24 protein-coding genes, 2 tRNA genes and 1 pseudogene are annotated in these 21,959 nt (G+C 70.8%); 22 read left to right on the top strand and 5 right to left on the bottom strand.

The genetic code is table 11. The features are described 5' to 3' along the window. The 5 genes and pseudogenes from HNR73_RS31050 to HNR73_RS31030 form a co-directional block, all read left to right on the top strand. A pseudogene (locus tag HNR73_RS31050) lies at positions 1–594 on the top strand (DUF3566 domain-containing protein); the annotation flags it as partial. A 77-nt stretch (positions 595–671) separates the two neighbouring features. After that, positions 672–748 (top strand) — tRNA-Ile (locus HNR73_RS31045). Between the two features lie 429 nt (positions 749–1,177). Further along, the gene (locus tag HNR73_RS31040) at positions 1,178–1,597 is read left to right on the top strand and encodes a hypothetical protein (protein ID WP_184791240.1); all 420 of its coding nucleotides are present in this window, start codon (positions 1,178–1,180) and stop codon (positions 1,595–1,597) included. A gap of 146 nt (positions 1,598–1,743) precedes the next feature. Then, on the top strand, positions 1,744–2,316 hold the full coding sequence (locus HNR73_RS31035) for a PH domain-containing protein (protein WP_184791239.1): 573 nt from the start codon (positions 1,744–1,746) through the stop codon (positions 2,314–2,316). 44 nt (positions 2,317–2,360) lie between these two features. Next, a complete protein-coding gene (locus HNR73_RS31030) occupies positions 2,361–2,705 on the top strand; it encodes a hypothetical protein (RefSeq protein ID WP_184791238.1) in 345 nt (114 codons plus the stop codon). Between the two features lie 195 nt (positions 2,706–2,900). Here the strand turns inward: HNR73_RS31030 and HNR73_RS31025 are convergent, their stop codons facing one another. After that, complete coding sequence (locus tag HNR73_RS31025; protein WP_184791237.1) at positions 2,901–3,665, bottom strand: class I SAM-dependent methyltransferase; 765 nt, start codon at positions 3,663–3,665, stop codon at positions 2,901–2,903. A gap of 46 nt (positions 3,666–3,711) precedes the next feature. On the opposite strand from HNR73_RS31025, the gene HNR73_RS31020 reads away from it, so the two are divergent. The 5 genes from HNR73_RS31020 (at position 3,712) to HNR73_RS31000 (ending at position 8,592) form a co-directional block, all read left to right on the top strand. Next, complete coding sequence (locus tag HNR73_RS31020; RefSeq protein ID WP_184791236.1) at positions 3,712–4,080, top strand: PH domain-containing protein; 369 nt, start codon at positions 3,712–3,714, stop codon at positions 4,078–4,080. 56 nt (positions 4,081–4,136) lie between these two features. Continuing rightward, positions 4,137–4,895, top strand: coding sequence for a SecDF P1 head subdomain-containing protein (locus HNR73_RS31015; RefSeq protein WP_184791235.1), 759 nt, complete (start codon positions 4,137–4,139; stop codon positions 4,893–4,895). A gap of 4 nt (positions 4,896–4,899) precedes the next feature. Then, positions 4,900–5,658, top strand: coding sequence for a HEAT repeat domain-containing protein (locus tag HNR73_RS31010; protein WP_184791234.1), 759 nt, complete (start codon positions 4,900–4,902; stop codon positions 5,656–5,658). 118 nt (positions 5,659–5,776) lie between these two features. Continuing rightward, complete coding sequence (locus tag HNR73_RS31005) at positions 5,777–6,130, top strand: VOC family protein (RefSeq protein ID WP_184791233.1); 354 nt, start codon at positions 5,777–5,779, stop codon at positions 6,128–6,130. 95 nt (positions 6,131–6,225) lie between these two features. Beyond that, positions 6,226–8,592 (top strand): ATP-binding cassette domain-containing protein, encoded by a 2,367-nt coding sequence (locus tag HNR73_RS31000; protein ID WP_184791232.1) that lies wholly within the window; start codon positions 6,226–6,228, stop codon positions 8,590–8,592. On the opposite strand, the gene HNR73_RS30995 is transcribed toward HNR73_RS31000, so the two are convergent. Further along, positions 8,593–8,847 carry a hypothetical protein gene (locus HNR73_RS30995; RefSeq protein WP_184791231.1) on the bottom strand — a complete coding sequence of 85 codons (255 nt, stop codon included), beginning with the start codon at positions 8,845–8,847 and terminating at the stop codon, positions 8,593–8,595. Positions 8,848–9,007: 160 nt separating this feature from the next. On the opposite strand from HNR73_RS30995, the gene HNR73_RS30990 reads away from it, so the two are divergent. Both HNR73_RS30990 and HNR73_RS30985 read left to right on the top strand, forming a co-directional pair. Further along, positions 9,008–9,139, top strand: a complete 132-nt coding sequence (locus tag HNR73_RS30990) for a DLW-39 family protein (RefSeq protein ID WP_221331224.1) — start codon at positions 9,008–9,010, stop codon at positions 9,137–9,139. 16 nt (positions 9,140–9,155) lie between these two features. Beyond that, a tRNA-Ala gene (locus tag HNR73_RS30985) sits at positions 9,156–9,228 on the top strand. Here the strand turns inward: HNR73_RS30985 and HNR73_RS30980 are convergent. Beyond that, positions 9,219–10,247, bottom strand: coding sequence for a helix-turn-helix transcriptional regulator (locus tag HNR73_RS30980; RefSeq protein ID WP_184791230.1), 1,029 nt, complete (start codon positions 10,245–10,247; stop codon positions 9,219–9,221). The two genes, HNR73_RS30985 and HNR73_RS30980, sit on opposite strands and share 10 nt — an antisense overlap. 106 nt (positions 10,248–10,353) lie before the next feature. Here HNR73_RS30980 and HNR73_RS30975 point away from each other — a divergent pair, with 106 nt between their 5' ends. Continuing rightward, on the top strand, positions 10,354–10,755 hold the full coding sequence (locus tag HNR73_RS30975; RefSeq protein ID WP_239121945.1) for a RidA family protein: 402 nt from the start codon (positions 10,354–10,356) through the stop codon (positions 10,753–10,755). Between the two features lie 49 nt (positions 10,756–10,804). Here HNR73_RS30975 and HNR73_RS30970 read toward each other — a convergent pair whose 3' ends face one another. Beyond that, entirely contained in the window at positions 10,805–11,440 is a 636-nt protein-coding gene (locus HNR73_RS30970; protein ID WP_184791229.1) for a dihydrofolate reductase family protein, read from the bottom strand. 111 nt (positions 11,441–11,551) lie between these two features. Here HNR73_RS30970 and HNR73_RS30965 point away from each other — a divergent pair, with 111 nt between their 5' ends. The 8 genes from HNR73_RS30965 (at position 11,552) to HNR73_RS30930 (ending at position 18,339) form a co-directional block, all read left to right on the top strand. Continuing rightward, positions 11,552–12,418, top strand: coding sequence for a LysR family transcriptional regulator (locus HNR73_RS30965; RefSeq protein WP_184791228.1), 867 nt, complete (start codon positions 11,552–11,554; stop codon positions 12,416–12,418). Between the two features lie 98 nt (positions 12,419–12,516). Further along, entirely contained in the window at positions 12,517–13,737 is a 1,221-nt protein-coding gene (locus HNR73_RS30960; RefSeq protein ID WP_184791227.1) for a cytochrome P450, read from the top strand. Between the two features lie 72 nt (positions 13,738–13,809). Further along, positions 13,810–14,055, top strand: a complete 246-nt coding sequence (locus tag HNR73_RS30955) for a hypothetical protein (protein WP_184791226.1) — start codon at positions 13,810–13,812, stop codon at positions 14,053–14,055. Positions 14,056–14,464: 409 nt separating this feature from the next. Next, positions 14,465–15,061: an RNA polymerase sigma factor gene (locus tag HNR73_RS30950; protein WP_184791225.1), complete on the top strand. Its 597-nt coding sequence runs from the start codon at positions 14,465–14,467 to the stop codon at positions 15,059–15,061. Then, on the top strand, positions 15,058–15,786 hold the full coding sequence (locus HNR73_RS30945; RefSeq protein WP_184791224.1) for a hypothetical protein: 729 nt from the start codon (positions 15,058–15,060) through the stop codon (positions 15,784–15,786). Before HNR73_RS30950 ends, HNR73_RS30945 begins: the two co-directional genes overlap by 4 nt. Before the next feature lie 7 nt (positions 15,787–15,793). Continuing rightward, positions 15,794–16,438 carry a response regulator gene (locus HNR73_RS30940; RefSeq protein WP_184791223.1) on the top strand — a complete coding sequence of 215 codons (645 nt, stop codon included), beginning with the start codon at positions 15,794–15,796 and terminating at the stop codon, positions 16,436–16,438. 76 nt (positions 16,439–16,514) lie between these two features. Continuing rightward, positions 16,515–17,378, top strand: a complete 864-nt coding sequence (locus HNR73_RS30935) for a universal stress protein (protein WP_239121950.1) — start codon at positions 16,515–16,517, stop codon at positions 17,376–17,378. 22 nt (positions 17,379–17,400) lie between these two features. Further along, the gene (locus tag HNR73_RS30930; protein ID WP_184791222.1) at positions 17,401–18,339 is read left to right on the top strand and encodes a glycoside hydrolase family 113 protein; all 939 of its coding nucleotides are present in this window, start codon (positions 17,401–17,403) and stop codon (positions 18,337–18,339) included. An 806-nt stretch (positions 18,340–19,145) separates the two neighbouring features. Here HNR73_RS30930 and HNR73_RS30925 read toward each other — a convergent pair. Beyond that, positions 19,146–20,456 carry a hypothetical protein gene (locus tag HNR73_RS30925; RefSeq protein WP_184791221.1) on the bottom strand — a complete coding sequence of 437 codons (1,311 nt, stop codon included), beginning with the start codon at positions 20,454–20,456 and terminating at the stop codon, positions 19,146–19,148. A gap of 271 nt (positions 20,457–20,727) precedes the next feature. Here HNR73_RS30925 and HNR73_RS30920 point away from each other — a divergent pair, with 271 nt between their 5' ends. Next, positions 20,728–21,786 carry a hypothetical protein gene (locus HNR73_RS30920; protein WP_184791220.1) on the top strand — a complete coding sequence of 353 codons (1,059 nt, stop codon included), beginning with the start codon at positions 20,728–20,730 and terminating at the stop codon, positions 21,784–21,786. Positions 21,787–21,959: the final 173 nt, after the last annotated feature.

Here is a 21,959-nt window from a genome sequence, read left to right as displayed (position 1 = left end):
CGCATGACGGACACGCAGGCGAACGGCCCGGCAGCGGTCGGTCGCGCCCACGTGGGCGGCGCTGAGGTGGCCGACGTGCCGGGGGGCAGCAAGGTGACGCGACCGCCCGGTATGACACCACCGCCGACCTCCCCGGAGGCGCTGACACCGCCACCGCAGACGAGCTCGTCGACCAAGGTCGCCGAGGCCGTCAAAGCGGCCAGGCAGGCCGTCTCGGCCGCGGCGGCCAGGGGGCCGCGGCGGGCGAGGCTGCACCTCAAGCGCATCGACCCGTGGTCGGTGATGAAGTTCTCCTTCGCGGTGTCCCTGGTGCTGTTCATCGTGCTGATCGTGGCGACGACGGTGCTGTACATCGCGCTGGACTCGATGGGCGTGTTCACCAGCCTCAACGAGCTGGTGGGCTCCCTGGTCGGTTCCGGCAGCGGCGGGGACGGGTTCAAGTTCACCGCCCGCGGCGTCATCGGCGTCTCGGCCCTGCTCGGAGTGGTCAACATGGTGCTCTTCACGGCCATGGCGACCCTCGGGGCGTTCATCTACAACGTGTGCGCCGACCTCGTCGGCGGCATCGAACTGACCTTGTCGGAGAAGGAGTAGACGCCCGCCGGCGGTTACCCCCATACCTGCGCGACAGGCTCGCGATGCCTAAGGTATCGTTTCGTCTCGTCGCGTCTGGGGCTATAGCTCAGTCGGTTAGAGCGCAGAGCTGATAACTCTGAGGTCGATGGTTCGATTCCATCTAGCCCCACCAGGGTGACGAAGCGCCAGGTCAGGACCGGGAAACCGGTTCGGGCCTGGCGCTTCTTTCGCTTATGCGGATCTCCTCCGGTCGCCGTGGGGAAGATGTCGGCTCGACCTCCCCAGCCCGGCCGCCGCGGATGGGCGACGCCTTCAGATCTCTCGTGCGCGGCGGGGCCGCCGGTGCCCGCACCGAGCCCGCAGGGCGTGCGACGAGCACGCCACCGTCGTTCTCGAAGGCGTCGCCGAGGTCCTCGGCGTGCATGGCCACCGTGCTCGGCGAGAGGCTCCGTCGCGCGAACAAGGGTGGCGACGGGTGGGGAAACAAGCCCGGCTCAAGATGGAGTCAAGGTGAATGGCGGACGTGCCCCTGACACTTGCGGCGGCACGTCACGTCGATCGCATTCCGTGGAGCGTGACTGCCGTCAACGGAAGGAAGAGGATGATCCGCAAGCGCTTGATCACGCTCGTGTCGGCGGTCCTGATGTCGCTGGGGGTGGTGGCCGTCGCGGCCTCGCCCGCCAATGCCGGCGAGGTGACCTTCGCCGTGGACGTCTCCTGGTCGGAGAATCACGACAAGGATTGCCTCGGCCCCCTGGACGCCGCCAGTGCGTGTTTCCAGCCGTACGGCGACGTCATCTGGGTCAAGGACAACGCCAAGGACGGCCACCGCGTCTGGGTCACATGGTACGAGTACGTCTCCGAGCGTTCCGGGAGCTGCGTGAACACGCTGGGGGCCGCCGTGGGCTGGACCTGGTGCAACAAGGACTTCGGGGAGGGCCACCTCATCCGGTGGCAGATCAACTACTACGACGCCAACGACAAGGTGAAGACGACCGGGAACATGTACACGTACGCGTAACCGGACACCCTCGCCGTCGGGGAGGTCACGGCCATCTCCATGGCGAACGGCGACGTCCCCGGCCGGCATCGTTCCGGCCGGGGACGTCGCCGTGGTCGGCCGATCATGCGATGGGCCGGGTGGCGCCGACTTGCCACAGTGGACGGATGGACACTCCGGAGTCGCGCCCTGACATCGCCGCCGCGGTCGAGGCGGCCTCGGTGACGCTCGGCGCGAAGCGCGAGATCCGGGAGCTGCCCGGTTACCTGCATGTCGGCGAGGTGGTGACGCACCTTGCGGTCGGCGAGTTCGCCCGCAAGGCCGGTCTGCTGGTGCTGACGGGGCAGCGGCTGCTGTTCGTCGTGCACGGGGTTTCCCGCAAGGCCGCCGACGCCTTCCCGCTCGCCCACGTGGTGACTCTGGAATGGAAGGCGCGGATGCTGACGGGTGAGGTCATCATCGGTGTCGGAAACGTTCGCGCGGTCGTCAAGGGCGTGAACCAGGCCGACGGGAAACGCCTCGTCGACGCTGCTCGTGCGGCCGTCCAGGCCACGCGTCCGCCCGGGACGCCTCCGGGCATGGTGGTGGTGCCGCCTCCGGCGTACACGCCGCCGCGTCCGCCGCCGGTCGCCGACGAGCCCCGGGAAACCCTGCGGCGTCTGCGCGAGTGGCACGCCGAGGGCCTCATCACCGCCGAGGAGTACGCGGCCAAACGCGCCGAGGTCCTCGGGCGTATCTGAGCCTGCGAGTCGCCGACGGCCGGGCGCCGCCATAGGCTGCGGCCATGCACATGACCTTGACCGAGGAGGCGCGATGCCTGTACGGCGATGAGTACGGGCCGACTCCCGAGTGCGACCTCCAGCACGAGGAATACCTCTTCGTCGAGGCGTTGACCTTCGCCGACGCCGATGCGATCCTCGCGATGTTGCGCGAGCTGTGCCCGAACATCGTCGACGGCCTGCTCCCGGTCTGGGTCCGCAACCTCGCGCACCGGCTGGTGCTGCTGCAGCGGCCCGGCGAGCCGGAGCTCATGCGCGCGGCGGCGGCCGGTCTCTGGACGCACGGCCCCGACTGGGACGGCATCGCCGCCGAGCTGGAGCGAAGGGCCGAGGCGCTGGAAGCGCGCTGAGTCCACCCGGTGGCCCCGGTGCGGGCCGGGTGGCCTGCGCGCACGGGACGACCCGCCGAGGCCTGGCTGGGGCGGCAACGGCCTCGGCGAGCCGCTGTCGCCATGGTCGCCGACGGGTGTGCCCGTCCGGCCGGTCGTGAGGGCTTCCTTCCGGGCGGGTTTCCCGGCCTTCGCGGGTGCCCGGGCGAGCCGTCGTCAGCGGCGTCGTACGCGTAGTCCGCACGTGAGCATCGGGAGCGCGAACTCGCCGTCGGCGGTCTCGGGCCGGCTCGTGAGGTACCCGCGGATGCGGTCGAGGAGGGCATCGCGCTCGTCTTCGGCCATCACGAGGAGTCCGGCGCGGGTCGCGAGGGTCGCGACGAGGGAGTCGGCGGTGCGCCGCTGCTCGTGAGCGAACTCCGCCGTCTCCGGTGAGCCGAAACATGCCTCGCCCGTCTTCGGCAGGTGCATGCCCTCGGTCTCGGCGCGCCAGGCGGCGGGCGTGTCGCGCGGGCCGATGACGTCGCTCCCGGCGACGGCCGCGAGCCCGTCGACCCACTCGACGCGATCGTCGAGCACGTTCCACAGTCCGGTCAGGACACCGCCGGGCGCGAGAACCCGGGCGATCTCGGGCCCGGCGACGGCCATGTCGAACCAGTGCATCGCGTTACCCGCGAGCACGGCGTCGACCGACCCGTCCGGCAGCGGGATCCCCTCGGCGCTGCCCAGCAGGGCACGGACGTCGAGCCCCCGGCGCAGCTCGGCGAGCATCTCGACGTCGGGCTCGACGGCCACGACGTCGGCGCCGGCCTCGACCAGCGTCGCGGTCAGTTTCCCGGTGCCGGCACCGAGGTCGAGCACGCGCGTCCCGGGCGCGGGCTCGAAGCCCCAGCGCACGGCGTCGCGCGCGTAGTCGGGCCGGTGCTCGGCGTAGGCGCTCGCGGCGGCACCGAAAGACGAGGCGTACTCCTTGGCATCCACGTGATCAACGTAGTGTCGCGGGCGCCTCCCCTGCCACAGTGGACCGATGCACACCGACGACCCCCGCCCCGACACCGCCGCCGCGGCCGAGGAGCTCGCCTCCGCGCCCGCGTCCGGCCTCCTCGCCGCCCTCGACCGGCACGTCCGCGACGACGAGCTCGTCGTCTGCCTCGCTCCCGGCGAGACCGCTGCGGGCAAGGGTCTGCTCGCCCTGACCAACGAGCGGCTGCTGTTCACCACCCCCGGCGGGGTCGACGTGATCCCCCTCGACCGGGTCACCGCCGTAGCGTGGAAGGGCCTGCTCGTCGGCGTCGTCTCCATCGCACAGGGCGCGAACGCCACGACCGTCAAGGCCGTCCCCAAGACCGACGGTCAACGCTTCGCCGAGGCCGCGCGGGCCGCGATCGGCGCCTGAGGACCGTGCGCGGCGACGATACGGTGCGGACACACACCCACACGGGAGGCCGACCCTTGAAGAGGACGATCGCGGTCCTGACCGTGCTGCTCGCGGCGGCGCTGTCCACCGCCTGCACCTCCACCGACGACAAGCCCGAACTCGACTGGCCCGACCAGATCGCCAACCCGGAGGCCTTCGCGTTCCGCGCGGTCATCGCCAGCACCGACGGCGCGCCCAGGAAGGGCACGTCCGCGGCCGACATGACCGCCACCACCCTCGACGAGGTCTGGAAGAAGGTCGGCGACCTGTCCGCCGAGACCGCCCAGGCCCTCACCGCGCCCCCGCACCCCAACGAGGACGACATGGCGCTGGCCCCCTTCGCCTCCCTCACCCCCGCCGAGGTCGAGCTGTTGCCCGCCACGGTCGCCTTCAACGTCCCCTACGTCCACTGCGGACTGCTCGCCGAGATGCCGCGCGCGTACCCCGACCCGGCCGCCGAGACGACCGTCTGCGACGCCGAGAACGTCAAGTACCACCTGCGTCCCGTCGCGATCGACGCCAGCGGACTGGAAGGCGCGAAGGTCGAGGGCGACGCGGTCGGCGGCGGCTTCAAGATCATCCTCGACTTCACCGACGCCGGCACGGCGACCTGGGCCGACCTGACCGCCGCCAACGTCAACGGCCAGGTCGCGATCGTCCTCGGCGACGAGGTCGTCACCGCGCCGACGATCATGGCGGCGATCACCGGCGGCACGACCGAGGTCACCGGCGCCTTCACCCAGGACGAGGCGCGGGATCTCGTCGCCCGCATCAACGACGCGCTGACGGGTTAGCCCGATGGCCATGTTCGTCCACCTCACCCCTCGGGTGACCGTCGACCGCGTCCGCCGCTCCGGGCTGCGGGCCGGGAAACGCGGCGGCGTGTTCTGTTTCCCGCTGCTCACGTCCTACACGCTCACCCACCAGTGGATGCGCGAACTGGGCCGATGGTCGAGGCAACGCGACCTCGTCGCCGTCGACATCAGGTTGCCCGACGCCGAGCCGGTCAGCGTCGGCCGCTACCACGCACAACCCGCCGAGGTCACCGCCGCCGAGGCCGTCGCGCGGATCCGCGCCCTCGACGACCCGCGCGGCTGGGAGGTCTTTCTCCCGCGTGGGGTTTCCCGCCGGGAGGTCCACCGGATCCGCGGGGTTTCCCACGGCGTCGGCTGGCGCTACAGGCCCGACGCGCACGGCACCAAGCCGTGCACGTGCATGGGGTGCCGCGTCACCGGCGCCTACGGGGCTCAGCGCCTGCTGCGGCGCCCGTTCGCCGTGGACAAGCCGCCGCCACCCGTCCGGACGCTCCTCGCCCGCCTGGAGAAGACCGACCCCGCCGACGTCAAGGCCATCGTCGACGTCCTCGACGACCTCCACGGCCGCCGTCGCGGCCCGATCCACCTCCTCGCGCACCTCGCCGACCACCCCGACGCCGACGTCCGCCGGTCGCTGGCGTACACGATCCGGCGCTGGCGCACGCCCGGCGTCGCCGAGGTCCTCGCCCGCCTCGCCGAAGACCCCGACGAAGAGGTCCGCGAATGGGCCACCGAGGACTGAGCGGGAAACTCGGCGAAGCGATCAGGATTCGAGAAGCGCCGACCCCCGCGGCACGGTTAGCGTGGCATGACGGCGGTCCGAAACGCCGCCACCACGATCCGTGAGCATTGGAGCGACCATGACCGGCACGCCCACCCAGGGAGCCAAGACCCTCCTGCACAACGTCGGCGATCTCGCCAAGGCCAAGGCCGTCTACACCGCCCTGCTCGGCGTCGAGCCGACCGTCGACTCCGACTACTACGTCGGCTACGACACCGCCGGCCAGCACGTCGGCCTCGTCCCGGCGCCCAAGGACAGCTCTCCCTCGCCGGTCGCCTACTGGCACGTCGACGACATCGAGGCGAGGATCGCCGAGGTGACCGCGGCCGGCGGCGCGGTCGCCGAGGCCCCGAAGAAGGTCGGCGAAGGGCGCCTCGTCGCCACCGTGACCGACCCGGAAGGCAACGTCCTCGGGCTCCTGCAGGACAGCTGATCGGCCGTTCTCCCGTACCCAGGGCCGCCGCGGGCGAGAACAATGACCGGGGTGAGATTCCACGCGGCGGCCCCGCCCGAGCAGATGGAGACACGATGAGCAAGGCCACCAGGGCAAACGCGCACGCCGCCGACAGCCACGACATGATCCGCGTGACCGGCGCCCGCGTGAACAACCTCAAGGACGTCAGCGTCGAGATCCCCAAGCGCCGCCTCACCGCCTTCACCGGCGTGTCCGGCTCGGGGAAGAGCTCGCTGGTCTTCGGCACGATCGCGGCGGAGTCGCAGCGCCTGATCAACGAGACCTACAGTGCCTTCGTCCAGGGTTTCATGCCCAACATGGCCCGGCCCGACGTCGACGTCCTCGACGGCCTGACCACCGCGATCATCGTCGACCAGGAACGCATGGGCAGCGACCCGCGCTCGACCGTCGGCACCGCCACCGACGCCAACGCGATGCTGCGGATCCTGTTCAGCCGGGTCGGGAAACCCCACATCGGCCCGCCGCAGGCCTTCTCCTTCAACGTCGCCTCGATCAGCGGCGCCGGCGCCGTCACCGTCGAGAAGGCCGGCCGCACGACGAAGGAGCGCCGCAGCTTCAGCATCCTCGGCGGCATGTGCTCGCGCTGCGAGGGGCGCGGATCGGTCAACGACATCGACCTGACGGCCCTCTACGACGACTCCAAGTCCCTCAACGAGGGCGCGCTGACCATCCCCGGCTACAGCATGGACGGCTGGTACGGGCGCATCTTCCGGGGCGTCGGCTACTTCGACCCCGACAAGCCGATCAAGAAGTACACCAAGCGCGAACTCAACGACCTGCTCTACCGGGAGCCCACGAAGATCAAGGTGGAGGGCATCAACCTCACCTACGTGGGCCTGATCCCGCAGATCCAGAAGTCGATGCTCGCCAAGGACGTCGACGCCATGCAGCCGCACATCCGCGCCTTTGTGGAGCGGGCGGTCACCTTCACGACCTGCCCCGAATGCGAGGGGACGCGGCTGAGCCCGGAGGCGCGCTCGTCGAAGATCAAGGGCGTCAGCATCGCCGACGCCTGCGCCATGCAGATCAGCGACCTCGCCGAGTGGGTCGGCGGCGTCGAAGCGCCCGGCGTCGCACCACTGCTGGCGTCGCTGCGGCACACGCTCGACTCCTTCGTCGAGATCGGCCTCGGCTACCTGAGCCTTGAGCGGCCCGCGGGCACGCTGTCGGGCGGCGAGGCGCAGCGCACGAAGATGGTCCGGCACCTCGGGTCCTCGCTGACCGACGTCACCTACGTCTTCGACGAGCCCACCATCGGCCTGCACCCGCACGACATCCAGCGCATGAACAACCTGCTGATCCAGCTGCGCGACAAGGGCAACACCGTCCTGGTCGTCGAGCACAAACCGGAGACGATCGCGATCGCCGACCACGTCGTCGACCTCGGTCCGAAGGCCGGAAGCCTCGGCGGGCAGGTGATGTTCGAAGGCACCGTCGCAGACCTGCGCGACAGCGACACCATCACCGGACGCCACCTCGACGACCGCGCGACCCTCAAACCGGAGACGCGCAAGTCGAGCACCGCACTGGAGATCCGCGGCGCCGACCTGCACAACCTGCGCGACGTCGACGTCGACATCCCGCTCGGCGTGCTCGTCGTCGTCACCGGCGTCGCCGGTTCGGGCAAGAGCTCGCTGATCCACGGCTCGGTGTCCGGGCGGGACGGCGTCGTGGTCGTCGACCAGGGCGCGATCCGCGGTTCCCGGCGCAGCAACCCGGCGACCTACACCGGGCTGCTCGACCCGATCCGCAAGGCCTTCGCCAAGGAGAACGGCGTGAAACCGGCGCTGTTCAGCGCCAACTCCGAAGGCGCCTGCCCCAACTGCAACGGCGCCGGGGTCATCTACAGCGACCTGGTCGTCATGGCCGGTGTGGCCACGACCTGCGAGGTGTGCGAGGGGAAGCGGTTCCAGGCCGAGGTCCTCGACTACGAGTTCGGCGGGAAGAACATCGCCGAGGTGCTCGGCATGTCGGTCGACGAGGGGGAGAAGTTCTTCGACGGGAAACTGCCCGCCGCGCACAAGATCCTCGACCGGCTCGCCGACGTCGGGCTCGGCTACCTGACGCTCGGGCAGCCGCTGACGACGCTGTCGGGCGGTGAACGGCAGCGCATCAAGCTCGCCACGCACCTGGGTGAGAAGGGCGGCGTCTACGTCCTCGACGAGCCGACGACGGGGCTGCACCTCGCCGACGTCGAGCGCCTGCTCGGGCTGCTCGACCGGCTCGTCGACTCGGGGAAGTCGGTCATCGTCGTCGAGCACCATCAGGCCGTCATGGCGCACGCCGACTGGATCATCGACCTCGGGCCCGGCGCCGGGCACGACGGCGGCGAGGTCGTGTTCGAGGGCACACCCGCCGAACTCGTCGCGGCCGGCGAGAAGACGCTCACCGGGCGGCACCTCGCCGAATACGTCGGCTAGCTAGTAGCGGTCCCGCCGCGAGAGGTGCTCGGCGGCCTCCTCGGCGGGACGGTCGTCGGCCTCCTCGGCCTCCCTGCGCGCGTCACCGGGCCGGGATTCCTGCGGCAGCCACTCCTCGATGCCGACGACGCCGTCGTCGTCGGCCTTGATCTCCAGGTCGGCGGGCGGGTCCTCGATGTAGCGCTCGTAGAGCGCGGTGTCGGTCTCCTGCTCGTCGTCGCCCATGTCGTCCGGGCCTCGTGTATCGACGCTCATGACTTGATCGTCGCGCACGCGAGACGCCCGTGGGCCCGTTTCGGTTGCCGCGGGTGCCCACCGCCACCTCAAGGCGCACGCCGACGCGGGTTGCGGGTGGGGCGGAGGTATGCTGGAGCGCGTTTCACGGCAGGACGGATTCCTTAGGGGGACATTGCCGATGTGGAAGAAGCTTTTGCTGGTGGCGGGCGTTGTGACCGTCGCCGCGATCGTTGTCAAGAAGGTCAAGGCGGCCGGTGAAGAGCGCGCGCTCTGGCACGAGGCCACCACCCCCGCCGAGGACGTGCGCTAGCGCGCCCCGGCGCCCCGGGGACTTAGCTCAGCTGGAAGAGCACCTGCTTTGCAAGCAGGGGGTCAGGGGTTCGAGTCCCCTAGTCTCCACTGACCTCGAAGGCCGGTAACCGCTCCTGAACAGGGCGGGGACCGGCCTTCGTGCTGTCCCCGTACCGCTCGGCGACCCTCGCCGCCCGCTCCCGCAGCGCCTCGCGCAGCGACGGCGGCGCCAGCGCCTCCGCGTCCATCCCCAGTTGCCACAGCGCCCACACCGCGTGGCGCAGATCCTGGTACGTCACCTCCAGCCGCAGCCACCCGTCGTCGACGGGCTCCTCGGCGCGGACGGTCAGGGAGCCGTCCAGCAGGTCCTCGCGCCGGGCCGGGTCGACGCGGACCAGCACGGTGATGTGCCCGTCGGCCAGGAACCGGGCGGTGCGGTCCCGCCAGATCCGGTCGAGGTCGACCCGACCCGGGCGTTCCGCCGGTTCGGCGAGCGCTTCGGCGGCCTCGATCCGCGACAGGCGGTACGTGCGGTCCTCCCCGGACCGTGTCGCGAGCAGGTAGCCGCGTCCCCGCACGGTGACCAGGCCGATGGGGTCGACCGTCCGCCGGCGGGGTTCCTGGTCGGTGGCGGCGTAGTGGATCCGCAGCTTGTGTCCGGTGAGCACGGCCCGTCGCAGCTCGGCCATCGTCGCCGCGGGGATCTCCTCGGTGACGGTTCGGCGCGAGAGCAGGTCCGATTCCGGCTCGACGAGCAGGCGCTGGGCAGCGTCGCCGACGGTGGCGCGGTGGCTCTCCGGCAGCGCGTCGACGACCTTCCGCATCGCCGACGCCAGCGCCGAGCTGAGCCCGAACGCCCGTTCGCCGCGCTGCGACCCGGCGGTCAGCAGGGCGAGCGCCTCGTCGTGGTTGAGTCCGGTGAGTTCGGTCCGGAAGCCGGGCAGCAGCGCGAACCCGCCGTGTCGGCCGCGTTCGGCGTAGACGGGGACGCCCGCCGCCGAGAGCGCCTCGATGTCGCGGAGCACGGTCCGGGTGGACACCTCCAGCTCCTCGGCGAGGGCGGGTGCGGACATCCGGCCGTGCTGCCGCAGCAGAAGGACCAGGGAGACAAGCCTGTCGGCGCGCATCGCGGAAACCTTAACGGAATACGTGACACAGGGTGTCGTGATTCCTTGCGAGGCTCATCACGACGGCGTCGAAGGCGTGCGTCTCGATGAATCGAATGGAGCCGACGTGGCAATCGAACGAACCGCGGTCAACCCGGTCACCTGGTCGCTGGAGATGGGCTTCAACCAGGGTGAGGTCGTCTCCGGGCACACCCGGACCCTCTACGTCTCGGGGCAGACCTCGATGAGCGCCGAGGGCAAGCCCGAGCACGACGGCGACATGGCCGCGCAGCTGGCGCTGAGCCTCGACAACCTGGAGGCTGTGCTCGGCGAGGCCGGCATGTCCCTGTCGAACCTGATCCGGCTCAACGTCTACACCACCGACGTGGACGCGTTGTTCCCTCACTACGGCGTGCTGGCGGCCCGGTTGGGCGCCGCCGGGGTGGCGCCGACGACGACGATGCTCGGCGTGACGCGCTTGGCGATCCCCGGTCAGCTGGTCGAGCTCGAAGGCACCGCCGTCGCGTGACGTCACGGAGCCGGACGCGAGGCATGGCGTCCGGCTCCTCCTCGCGGGTTCAGTCCTTCGCGCGGGTGAACGTCACGTGCGTGACGCCGCTCGGCGCGGAGATCGACTCGATGGCGTAGTCGGCGTCGATCCCCTCCAGCCCGTCCCACAGCCGCACGCCGCGGCCGAGCATGATCGGCACGACCACGATGTGCATGTAGTCGACGAGCCCGGCCTTGACGAAGTCGCGGATCGTCGTCGCGCCACCGCCGAGGCGCACGTCCTCACCACCGGCGGCCGCGCGGGCGGCTTCGAGGATCTCGGCGGGCGTCCCGTCGATGAAGTGGAAGGTCGTGCCGCCTTCCATCTCGATGGACGGGCGCGTGTGGTGCGTCATCACGTACACCGGGGTATGGAACGGCGGGTTGGGTCCCCAGTGGCCCTTCCACTCCGGGTCCTCGTGCCAGCCCGGGAAGCCGTACTTCCCGGCGCCCATGATCTCGGCGCCGATCCCGGGGTCGTGCTGCCGGACGAAGGCGTCGTCGACACCGCCGCCGCTGCCGGCGCCCTTCCACCACCGGGTGCCGAACATCCATTCGTGCAGGCGCTCGCCGGCGTGACCGAAGGGCGCCGCGAGGCTCTGGACGTCGCCGGTGCCGAAGCCGTCGAGGGAGACGGCGAAGTTGTGGACACGGGTCAGTGACATGACGATTGTTCCTTTTCTTCCGCTCATGGACCTTCTGGAAAAGATGATGGCCCTTCGGATCCATGACGTCTAATGCCAAGTCCGCGTAAGTCCCATACATAAAATTGATGAATGCTGAACCTGACCCACCTCCGGGTGCTGGAATCGGTCGCCCGCCACGGATCGGTGACCCGGGCCGCGAAGGAGCTCCACTACTCCCAGCCCTCGGTCAGCCATCACCTCGGACGGCTGGAGACCGCGACCGGCGCCAAGCTCGTCCAGCGTGTCGGGCGCGGCATCCGGCTCACCCCCGAAGGCGAGCTCCTGGCGCTGCGGGCGACCGAGATCCTTGGCAGGCTCAACGCCGCCTCGACCGAACTCGCCGCGCGAGTCGGCCTGCGCGCCGGGCGGGTGCGGGTCGCCGGGTTCCAGACCGTCCTGAGCACGCTGGTGCCGAAGGCGGCCGTGGAGCTGGCGCGGCGGCATCCGGGCGTGGAGCTGAATCTCGTCGACGCGCATCCGGCCGAAGGGCTGCGGATGCTGCGTTCCGGGCACGTCGACGTCGCGCTGATCTTCCGCGGCGCCGGCGACCCCGTGGAAGAGGACGGTGTCCGGCTCGTGCACCTGCTCGACGATCCCCTGTACCTGGTCGCCGACCGGCCCGATCAGCGTCTGGAGGACCACCGCGACTCCGCGTGGGTCGGCGGTTGCGAGCGCTGCCTGGCCGCGACGGTGAGCGCCTGCGAGCGGGCCGGTTTCGTGCCGCGCGTCGCCTACTTCTGCGACGACACGGTCGTCACGCAGTCGCTGGTCGCCGCCGGGGTCGGCGTCGCGATCGTCAACGGCCTGGCGCTGCGAGCGCACCGGGCGCCGGGTGTGCACGCCACCGCGCTCCCGGAGGAGCCGCGCCGGATCTATGCCGCGACCTACGGCGAGCCGCCGGACCCGCCCGCGACGACGGCGCTGCTGGAGATCCTGGCCTCGGCGCGGGTCGGCTGACGGCCCGGTGCAGGTACCGGCGACGGTGACACGCTCGTGTCAGGCCCATGTCAGGCCGGTCGGCGAACGTGGACTCGACCACCGCGAAAGGAAACCCGATGAACACCACGGTTCCCGCACCGCAAGGCCTTCCCATGGACCGCGACGCCGGTCCCTTCGACCCGCCGAGCGCGGTCACCCGCCTCCGCCGCACCCGCCCGGTCAGTCCCCTGACCTTCCCCGACGGGCACGAGGGGTGGCTCGTCACCGGCTACGAGGCGGTCCGCCAGATGATGGCCGACACCCGCTTCAGCTCCCGCCAGGACATCGGCGTCATCCACGTGCCCTTCGAGATGACGGGCATGCCCGCACCGACCGAGCCGTCGCCGCAGTTTCCCGGCCTTTTCATCAGCATGGACCCACCCGACCACACACGGCTGCGCAGGAAACTCACCGGCGCGTTCACCGTCAAGCGGATGAAGTCCCTCGAAGAGCAGATCATCGCCGTCACCGAACGGCAGCTCGACCACCTGGCGAGCCTGCGGCCGCCGGTCGACCTGGTGGAGGAGTTCGCGCTGCCGGTCCCGTCGCTGGTGATCTGCGAACTGCTCGGCGTCCCCTACGCCGACCGGGAGACCTTCCAAAGGAACTCCGCGCAGTTCCTGGTCAAGGACCAGACCCTCGAAGAGAAGATGGGCGCCATCGGCGCGATCACCGGCTACCTCGGTCAACTGGTGACGGCCAAGCGCGCCGAACCCGGCGACGACATCCTCTCCGACCTCGCACGCGACGAGGATCTGTCCATCGAGGAACTCGTCGGTATCGGTTTCCTGCTGCTGCTCGCCGGGCACGAGACGACCGCGAACATGCTGGCGCTGGGCACCTTCGCGCTCCTGGAGCACCCCGGGCAGCTCGCCGAACTGCGCGCCGACCCCGAGCTGATGCCGGGCGCCGTCGAGGAGCTCATGCGGTACCTGTCGATCGCCGACATCTTCTACCGCTACGCCACCGAGGACCTCGAACTGGGTGGCGAGACCATCCCGGAGGGCTCGACGGTCGTGGTTTCCCTCCTGGCGGCCAACCGCGACCCCGAGCGTTTCGAGAACCCCGACGACCTCGACATCCACCGCAAGGCCCGAGGCCACGTCTCCTTCGGGCACGGCGTGCACCAGTGCCTCGGCCAGCAGCTCGCGCGCATCGAGATGCGCGCCGGCTTCGACGGGCTCCTGCGCCGTTTCCCGACGCTGGAGCTGGCGATTCCCGCCGCCGAGGTGCGGGTCAAGTCGGACATGAACATCTACGGAGTGCACGAACTGCCGGTGACCTGGGCCGCCGAATAGTGCGCCGGGGCTCGCCGCGGGGCGGGCCCCGGCCCCGTCTATCGATTAGAACGAATGTGCGAAGATCCTCGGATGATCAACGGCGAGAGACTCCAGCGCGCCGACCCGGCCAGGAAACCCGTGCGCGCCTGGCAGACCGAGAACGGCGAACACCGCGTCGTCGTCGGCCGCCTCCGCGGCCACTGGTACGTCGAGCATCGCTCGCGACAGTGGCGCGCGCACGCCTTCGACGGTCGCGCCGAGGCGATGCTGGTCGCCGACCGGGTCCGGGCCTCGATCCCCGGCCACGCCTGGATCGAGCTGGAGCCCGTCACCTAGTTTCCCGCCCGAGGTGAACCGCCCCGGCGGGGACCGGGGCGGTTCGAGTGGGCCGTTGACCCGCGGGGGTCGGGGGAACCCCCGCGGGCGCGCTCCACGCCGTGAGTCGCGGAGCAGGCGGGCGGCAAGTGCCACGCGCGACGAGAGGTCGCTAGCCCGAAGATCTTTCGTCACCGTGGCGCCAGGATGGCGGCCTGGCTTCTTGAGCCTCCCGCAGGATTTCCGGACAGTCAATACTTTTCCCGGCGGAATTTGAAATTCAACCACAAAGAGCAGGAAAAGGCGCATAACGCTCAGGCGATGCCGCCCCGCGCGGTCGCCTGTTCACCGGTGAAGCGCTCCACGGCCCGCCGGTGTTACACCCGTCGGCCGATGTTGCGCGTGAACGCTTCTGAGGCACCCTTGAGCGGTGACCGACGAGCTGTCCCCTTGCCTTGAGGCGGCACAGCGCGGCGACGAGCAGGCCTTCCGGCTCCTGTACCGGGAGGTCCATCCCCGGCTGCTGCGCTATCTGCGGGCGCTCGTCGGCGCCGACGCCGAAGACGTCGCCTCCGAGACCTGGCTGCACATCGCCCGCGACCTCGACGGCTTCCGCGGCGACTTCGACGGTTTCCGCGGCTGGGCCGCCACCATCGGCCGCCACCGCGCCATGGACCACGTCCGCCGCCGCAAACGCGCCCCTGGGCCCACCGTCTCCGACGACCGCCTCGCCGAACTCGTCGGACCCGCCGACACCGCCCTCCTCGCCGTCGACGCCGTCGCCACCGACGCCGCGCTCGCCATGATCGCGTCCCTCCCACCCGACCAGGCCGAGGCCGTCCTCCTCCGCGTCGTCATGGGCCTCGACGCGCGCTCCGCCGGCCGCGTCCTCGGGAAACGTCCCGGCGCGGTCCGCACCGCCGCCCACCGCGGCCTCCGCCGCCTCGCCGACCGTCTCGCCGACGACGGCACCGCCCCCGCCCCCACGGCCCCCGCGCCGGCGCTCACCCCGAGGGACGCGACATGACCCGACATCCCGCCGACCTCGGCGACGAGCGCCTCGGTGCGCTCCTCGCGGCGGCCTCCGCGCCCGCGCGGCCCGACGAGCTCACCGGCGAGGACGAGGCCGCCCGCGTCTACCGATCCCTCCGCCCGGCCGTGCCCCCAGCGCCACGCGCACGACGCCTCATCGCGCGCGTCGCCGTCGTCAAGACCGTCGTCGCGCTCGCCATGCTCGGCGGCGTCGCCCTCGCCGCCAAGTCCAGCCGCATCCCCGAACCGCCCGAGGCCGCCCTGCAGACCGGCACGACCGCCGCCGGCGAACGCCAGGCCGACGACGACGCCCCCGTCCCCCTCGTCACCGAGGAACCGCCCACGAACCCGGCCGAGCCGCCGGCTGACCCGCCACCGACGACGTCGGACTCACCCGCCGCCGGTTTCGGCCGGCTGTGCCGCCTGTTCCTCGCCGACCGGCCCAAGGCCCACCGCGACCCGGGTTTCCCGGCACTCGCCGACCACGCCGGCGGGCACAAACGCGTCGACGACTTCTGCCGAGACCTCCTCGGGGTGCCCGAGGAGGACGACGAGAACGGCGACGACGAGGGAAACGAAGGCGACGAAGGCCACGAAGACAACGAGGGCAAGGACCCGGCCAAGCCCGGCGTACCGGGTGCGGACCCCACCGACAAGGGCCGAAAGCCCTCCGCCGAGCGGACTTCGGTCCTCCTCGAAGCCGTGTCGCACAAGGTATGAATGCACCATGATTAGGGTCTTCCTCCTCGATGACCACGAAGTCGTCCGCCGCGGTCTCTGCGAGCTCCTGCAGCGTGAAGAGGACATCGAGGTGGTCGGCGAGTCCGGGCTCGCCGACGAGGCCCGCCGCCGGATCCCCGCCCTGCGCCCGGATGTGGCGATCCTCGACGCGAGACTTCCCGACGGCAGCGGCATCGACGTGTGCCGCGACGTCCGCGCCGCCGACCCGACGGTGCAGGCGCTGATCCTGACGTCCTACGAGGACGACGAGGCCCTCTTCGCCGCGATTATGGCGGGCGCGGCTGGGTATGTACTCAAGCAGGTGCGCGGCACGGACCTGGTCCACGCCGTACGGATCGTCGCCAGCGGACGGTCCATGCTCGACCCCGTGGTCACCTCGCGGGTGCTCGAAAGGATCCGGAAGGGTCCCGAGGAGCCGGCCGAGCTGCGCGTCCTAACTGAACAGGAACGGCGCATCTTCGAGCTCATCGCCGAGGGTCTGACCAACCGGCAGATCGCCGAACGCATGTACCTGGCGGAGAAGACCGTCAAGAACTATGTGTCGAGTCTGCTGTCGAAGCTCGACCTGGAACGCCGCACACAGGCGGCGGTCCTGGCCACCAAGCTTCTCGGCGAACGCCGGTCGGGCTGAGGTCCCCGGCGGACCGACTTCGGGGACAAGTCGCCGTTTCACGTGAAACATTGGACGTGGAAAGGGCGTGATCAACATGGTCGGACGGGTTGTCGTTGGTGCGGACGGCTCGGAATCCTCGACCCGCGCGATCGAGTGCGCGGCGCACGAGGCCCTGCTGAGGGGCATCCCCCTGCGGATCGTGCACGCGGTGATCTGGTCGATGGTGGACACGCCGATGGACCTGGCCGCGATGGGCGTCCCCCGGGAGGACCTGCGCGAGGCCGCGAAGGTCATCTTGGGCGCCGCCGAGGAGAAGGCGCGCTTCGCCGCGCCGGAGATCGAGATCTCGACGCACATGGAGATCGCGAGCCCGGCGCAGGCCCTGTTGACCGAGGGCGAGGACGCCGACCTGATCGTCGTGGGAAACCGCGGGCACGGTGGCTTCACCGGCCTGCTCGTCGGCTCGACGGCCGTGCAGGTCACCGCGCACGCGACGTGCCCGGTGCTGGTCGTGCGGCCCGACGTGCCGCGTGAGGATCCGGGCGGCCCGATCGTCGTCGGTGTCGACGGGTCCCCGGAAGGCCGGCTGGCGCTGCGCTTCGCCGTCGCCGAGGCCGCACTGCGCAACGCGTCGGTGCGGGTCGTCCACGCGCTTCCCGAGGGTTTCCCGCCCGAGGAGGGCGCCGACGCGCTGGCCGCCGCCGAGCGACTGCTCGACACGGCCCTGCTGGAGGTCGACACCGGCGGGAAGCAGGTCCCGGTGAGCGCCGAGATCGTGCGCGCGGAGCCCGCCGAGGCGCTCGTCGACGCGTCGCGCACGGCCTCGATGGTCGCCGTCGGCGGCCGCGGTCGCGGTGGTTTCCGGGGACTGCTGTTCGGTTCGGTCAGCCACGCGCTGATCCACCACGCCGAATGCCCCGTCGCCGTCGCCCGGGCCGAGGCCGACGAGAAGGAGTGACCGCGTCGGGGAAACTCAACGGATGCGCGCACGAGGAATCAACTACGACACCGGTTTCCTGCCCGGCGACGGCAGCCGCGCCAGCTTCACCCCCGAGGTGGTCGCGCGGGACCTGCGGGTCATCGCCGAAGAGCTGCACTGCGACGCCGTGCGGATCTCCGGTCGCGACCCCGGCCGCCTGAGCTTCGCCGCCGAACGCGCCGCCGAGCACGGCCTGGAGATCTGGTTCGCGCCGTTCCCCGTCGACGTGCCCCGCGACGAGATGCTCGACCTGTTCGCCGACTGCGCCGCCCGCGCCGAGACACTGCGCGCGGGCGGCGCTTCGGTGCGCCTCGTCGCCGGGTGCGAGTTCAGCGCCTTCGCGCCGGGCTTCATCCCCGGCGACACCTACGGCGAGCGCCTGCACACCATCGCCACCGCCGACCAGGCGTGGTGGAACGGCCTCGGCCCGATCATCACGAGCCTCAACGGCTACGTCGCCGGGGTCGCCGCGAAGGTCCGCGAGCACTTCGCCGGGCCGGTCACCTACGCCGCCGCGCCCTGGGAGTTCATCGACTGGACGCCCTTCGACTACGTCGGCGCCGACGCCTACCGCGCCGCCTACAACGAGGCGACCTTCACCGAGGAGATCGCCGCGCTGGGGCGGAACGGGAAACCCGTCGCCGTGCTGGAGTACGGCACCTGCGCCTACACCGGTGCCGGTGCGCGCGGAGGCATGGCGTGGCAGGCGCCGGCCGACGCCGTCGCCGACGAGGGCGAGCAGGTCCGCTACTTCACCGAACTCCTCGACGTCTTCGAGGCACAAGGCGTCGACACCGCCCTGTGGTTCACCTTCGCCGGGTTCGGCCGGGTCGGGGAGGCCGACCTCGGCTCGTACGGCGTCGTCCGGATGCTGACCGAGGAGAGCGAATGGGAGCGCAAGGCGCTCTTCGCCGCGATGGCCGAGCGGTACGGCAGGTAGCGGGCGCGACGGTCTCGCTTTCGGCGGGGACGGCCTTGCTCTTGGCGGGGACGGCCTTGCTTTCGGTCGTGACGAACGGGCTCGCATCGGCGCTCGCCGCTCGTGGCCCGCTCGGGACCGCGACCGGCCAGTCCGGCCTCTTCGTGCTTCCACCCCGCCTGAACCGGCTGGCCGGGTTCGCCGGTTCGACCGACCCGCGAGCTGTGCCGCGTCCACGAGGAGTTCGACGCGCACGCCGAGCGCGACCCCGGCCTGTCGCGGGAGTCGCCAGGCCGTTGACCAAGCAAGAGGCGAGCGTACGGGGTGGTCTTCGACGTCGAGTCCATCGAGCCGGGCCCTGCCGAGCAGCGTTCGGGCCAAGCGTCGGACCGTTCACGCTCGGACGGACCCGGCTGGGAGCGAGTCGTGCTTACGCGGTCCTGCTGGTCTTCGGGCCCTTCGAGCAGACCGGATGCCGGGCCGGAGCGGCCGGACGGGTTCTCGGTCCTGCGCGCTGATGCAGGCGTGGACGCCGAGGCGGCCGATGCCATCGGGACCGGCCGCCGTCGTGCTCGGAGAGCCGCGCGCGAGTACGTCGCCGTGCCGAACGCGAGGTGCGGGCGGCGGCTCGGTCCGTCCGGACGCCTCGCCGGAGTCGCCGTCGCGAGCTCGAAGTCGGCCCGTCAGGCGTGATGTTTCACGTGAAACACCACCGAGCCGCATGTTTCACGTGAAACACCGCCTAGACGGCCGTTCCGTGTGAAACACTCCAATGCCGCCCGTTTCACGTGAAACGGGCCGCGCCCCTTCCGTGTCGCCGCTGCGACTTACGCCCAGTTCGTTTCGTCGACCACGTTGTAGCACTCGCGGAAGCGGTAGCGCGGGGCGCCGCTCGTCCAGCGGAGGGCGGCGTCGGTGCCGGTCGTGGCGTTGGCCATGTTGCCGTTGTCGCCGCGGTAGAAGTACGAACCGTCGTAGACGACACCACCGCGTTTGACGGCCGCGCCCTCGTACTGGTGGAACCCCGTCAGCTGGCACTGCTGGTACCGCACGCTCGGCATGCAGCCGCCGAAGCCCCACGGGTTGGCGCCGACATAGCGGTGCAGGTTGTAGCCCTTGCTGGCGGTGTTCTGGATGGAACCGTGGTCGTTGCAGTTGTCGAAGAGCACCGAACCACCGCTCCAGGCGCAGTCGATGATCTTGTGGTTGGCCGCCTTCGGCTCGAACTTCACGTCGCGGACCGTCAGCTGCATGGCCGCGTGGTTGTTGCTGTTGGCGGCCGGCATGTGGAACCAGGTGATCGGGCCGTCGGTGGCGTTGGCCGCGCTCCACGAACCGTTCTGCACGCGGATGCTGCCGCCGCGCGGGAAGGTGAACACCGTCCCCTTCGACAGGGTCAGGCAGCAGTCCTTGATCCAGTAGTTCAGGAACTGGTTCTGCTGGTTGTGGTCGCCGAGACGGACGCCGCCGCAGCGGAAGAACGCGTCGGCGAAGACCGAGTTCGTCGTGGTGAAGACGCGTTCGAGGACGAACTCGGAGTTCAGGTTGGCGGTGGCGCCGCCGTCGAGACCGAAGACGCGCAGCCAGGACCCGTTGAACTCGACGTCCTGGATCAGCCAGCCCTGGTTGTAACCGCCGCTGGTGTCCGACACCAGGTAGGCGAACTCGTTGGCCGCGTTTGTCGACGCGGCCGTGAAGCCGCTCATGTGCAGGAAGCGCAGGCGCGGCCGCGAAGCGGTGATGAAGGGTGCGGTGCCGGTGTCGTTCCAGTTGATGGTGGTGCTGCGGATGCCCATCCCCTGGATGGACAGGCCTTCGAGCGAGTTCGTCGGGAAGTTCGCGTCGTGGGCCAGCAGTGGTTTGGTGAGCGCGTAGTTCCCCGGCGGGAGGATCAACTTCGCGCGAACGGCGTTGCCGCTGCGCGTCGCGAGGACCCGCGCCATCGCCGCGGCGACGGCGGCGTCGTTGAACCCTTCGGTCACGACCTCCCAGGTCTCGCCGGCGAGGGTCTCGGCGGCGACGGCGGGCGTCGAGGCGACGACCGTCGCGGTGGTCGCGGCACCGGCCGCGCCGAGTGCGCCTAGCGCGAGTGAACGACGGCTGAGGCGGCCGTCGCGACCGGAGTCTGCGGTGGGCATGTGGTTGCCTCCAGGGCAAATGAGGGGATCGGCGACGTGGGGGCGCGCCGGTGCGCCCGATCGCCGACGGCCGATCTTGGCAGAGCGAGAGCGGGGATGGGGCGGGCGTATGCGCTGGCGATGCGGAAGCGATGCGGTGTTTCACGTGAAACGGTGTGAGCGGGGTGTTTCACGTGGAACGGGCGTGCCCGGCGGCTCGATCCGAAGGCGAACTTGAGCCGACCTTGAGCGTCGCCTCGGCGGCGCGTTTTCACGCCTAGGCTTCCCCGGCATGGAGTTCGTCACGCCGCGCCGAGTCGCCACCCTCCCCGCCTTCACCGAGTGGGCCTGGGTCGCGACGGCCGTCGACATCGACGGCGCCCGCCGTCTCACCACGCAGACCTCGACGGTCCTCGCCGTCCACGACGTCGACGCGCTCATCGCCGGAACCTCCGAGCCGGTGCGGTTCTCCGTGCCGTGGCGTGGGATCGCCGCGGTGTCGCCGACACTCGACCTCGCCGTCTTCCCCGGGCAGCACGCGGTCCGAGCCGTCGACGCCGCCAGCCGGACGCGCTGGGAGCACCGGCACGCCTGCTGGGTACGCGGCTGCGGGAAGCGTCACCTCGATGCCGCCGAGTACGAAGGCGACCGCGACCACGGCCACAACGGTGCCGGCTCGGCCGCCTTCAGCGCCGACGGCCGCTTCGTGTGGGCGCTCGCTCTCACCGACGTCGAGCATGAGGAATGGCTCGTCCTCGACGCCGCCACCGGCGAGGTCTCCGCCCGCGCCGACACCGGGACCCGGTCGTACGGATCGCAGCAGCTACGGCATCCCGCGCCCGGCCGGATGGTCCTCTCCGTCGCCGAACGCTCCGGACCGCCGCTCCTGTGGGGCGCCTTCGACGGCTCGGTCCTGACGGTCGAGCCGGACTACACCGAGCGCCTGCTCCTCGACGTCGACGAGGCCAGATACCTCACCAACACCGATGACCGCGACTCGCTCGCCGTGCACGACCTCGCCGACGGCGAGGTGCTCGGCACGGTCGAGCCGCCCGCGCTCCGGCGCCCGTCGGGAGCCGGCGACGGCCCGACGCGCTGGCAGTGCCACGCGGTCTTCCTCAACGCCGACAGCGCGTTGGCGGTCACCGACGAGAACGACGAACTCGCCGGACGGAACCACCACTGGCTCGTCGATCTGCCGTCGATGCATCTGCGCACGATCAGGTACCCGAAGCCGCTCGAAGGCCTCCCGCTGCCTCTCGGCGGCGGGCGCTGGCTCACCGGCGCGCGTGGCGTCGGCTGGTGCTCGGAGGGCGCGAAGGCGCGGCCGCCGCGGATCTGGGAGCTCTAGACGAGGGCGCCGACGGCCATCCGCCGCCGATGGGCGTTTGGCGCTCACCGGCGTTCGGCACCGATCGGCATCCATGGGCGTCGCGACTCAGCGGCGCTCGCCACCGACGAGCGCCCGCCATCCACGAGCGCCCGCCACCGATCGGCATGTGGCACTCACCGGCGTTCGCCACC

This window comes from Phytomonospora endophytica (assembly GCF_014202425.1).
GTDB lineage: Bacteria > Actinomycetota > Actinomycetes > Mycobacteriales > Micromonosporaceae > Phytomonospora > Phytomonospora endophytica.
The sequence above is the reverse complement of the archived record's forward strand: the minus strand, read 5'-3'. Positions and strand labels throughout refer to the sequence as shown.

Excerpts from the sequence above, each read along its gene's own strand:
- HNR73_RS31040 (WP_184791240.1), top strand. The coding sequence starts at position 1,178 with ATGATCCGCAAGCGCTTGATCACGCTCGTGTCGGCGGTCCTGATGTCG.
- HNR73_RS31035 (WP_184791239.1), top strand. The coding sequence starts at position 1,744 with ATGGACACTCCGGAGTCGCGCCCTGACATCGCCGCCGCGGTCGAGGCG.
- HNR73_RS31030 (WP_184791238.1), top strand. The coding sequence starts at position 2,361 with ATGCACATGACCTTGACCGAGGAGGCGCGATGCCTGTACGGCGATGAG.
- HNR73_RS31020 (WP_184791236.1), top strand. The coding sequence starts at position 3,712 with ATGCACACCGACGACCCCCGCCCCGACACCGCCGCCGCGGCCGAGGAG.
- HNR73_RS31010 (WP_184791234.1), top strand. The coding sequence starts at position 4,900 with ATGGCCATGTTCGTCCACCTCACCCCTCGGGTGACCGTCGACCGCGTC.
- HNR73_RS31005 (WP_184791233.1), top strand. The coding sequence starts at position 5,777 with ATGACCGGCACGCCCACCCAGGGAGCCAAGACCCTCCTGCACAACGTC.
- HNR73_RS31000 (WP_184791232.1), top strand. The coding sequence starts at position 6,226 with ATGAGCAAGGCCACCAGGGCAAACGCGCACGCCGCCGACAGCCACGAC.
- HNR73_RS30995 (WP_184791231.1), bottom strand. The coding sequence starts at position 8,847 with ATGAGCGTCGATACACGAGGCCCGGACGACATGGGCGACGACGAGCAG.
- HNR73_RS30990 (WP_221331224.1), top strand. The coding sequence starts at position 9,008 with ATGTGGAAGAAGCTTTTGCTGGTGGCGGGCGTTGTGACCGTCGCCGCG.
- HNR73_RS30980 (WP_184791230.1), bottom strand. The coding sequence starts at position 10,247 with ATGCGCGCCGACAGGCTTGTCTCCCTGGTCCTTCTGCTGCGGCAGCAC.
- HNR73_RS30970 (WP_184791229.1), bottom strand. The coding sequence starts at position 11,440 with ATGTCACTGACCCGTGTCCACAACTTCGCCGTCTCCCTCGACGGCTTC.
- HNR73_RS30965 (WP_184791228.1), top strand. The coding sequence starts at position 11,552 with ATGCTGAACCTGACCCACCTCCGGGTGCTGGAATCGGTCGCCCGCCAC.
- HNR73_RS30960 (WP_184791227.1), top strand. The coding sequence starts at position 12,517 with ATGAACACCACGGTTCCCGCACCGCAAGGCCTTCCCATGGACCGCGAC.
- HNR73_RS30955 (WP_184791226.1), top strand. The coding sequence starts at position 13,810 with ATGATCAACGGCGAGAGACTCCAGCGCGCCGACCCGGCCAGGAAACCC.
- HNR73_RS30945 (WP_184791224.1), top strand. The coding sequence starts at position 15,058 with ATGACCCGACATCCCGCCGACCTCGGCGACGAGCGCCTCGGTGCGCTC.
- HNR73_RS30940 (WP_184791223.1), top strand. The coding sequence starts at position 15,794 with ATGATTAGGGTCTTCCTCCTCGATGACCACGAAGTCGTCCGCCGCGGT.
- HNR73_RS30935 (WP_239121950.1), top strand. The coding sequence starts at position 16,515 with ATGGTCGGACGGGTTGTCGTTGGTGCGGACGGCTCGGAATCCTCGACC.
- HNR73_RS30930 (WP_184791222.1), top strand. The coding sequence starts at position 17,401 with ATGCGCGCACGAGGAATCAACTACGACACCGGTTTCCTGCCCGGCGAC.
- HNR73_RS30925 (WP_184791221.1), bottom strand. The coding sequence starts at position 20,456 with ATGCCCACCGCAGACTCCGGTCGCGACGGCCGCCTCAGCCGTCGTTCA.
- HNR73_RS30920 (WP_184791220.1), top strand. The coding sequence starts at position 20,728 with ATGGAGTTCGTCACGCCGCGCCGAGTCGCCACCCTCCCCGCCTTCACC.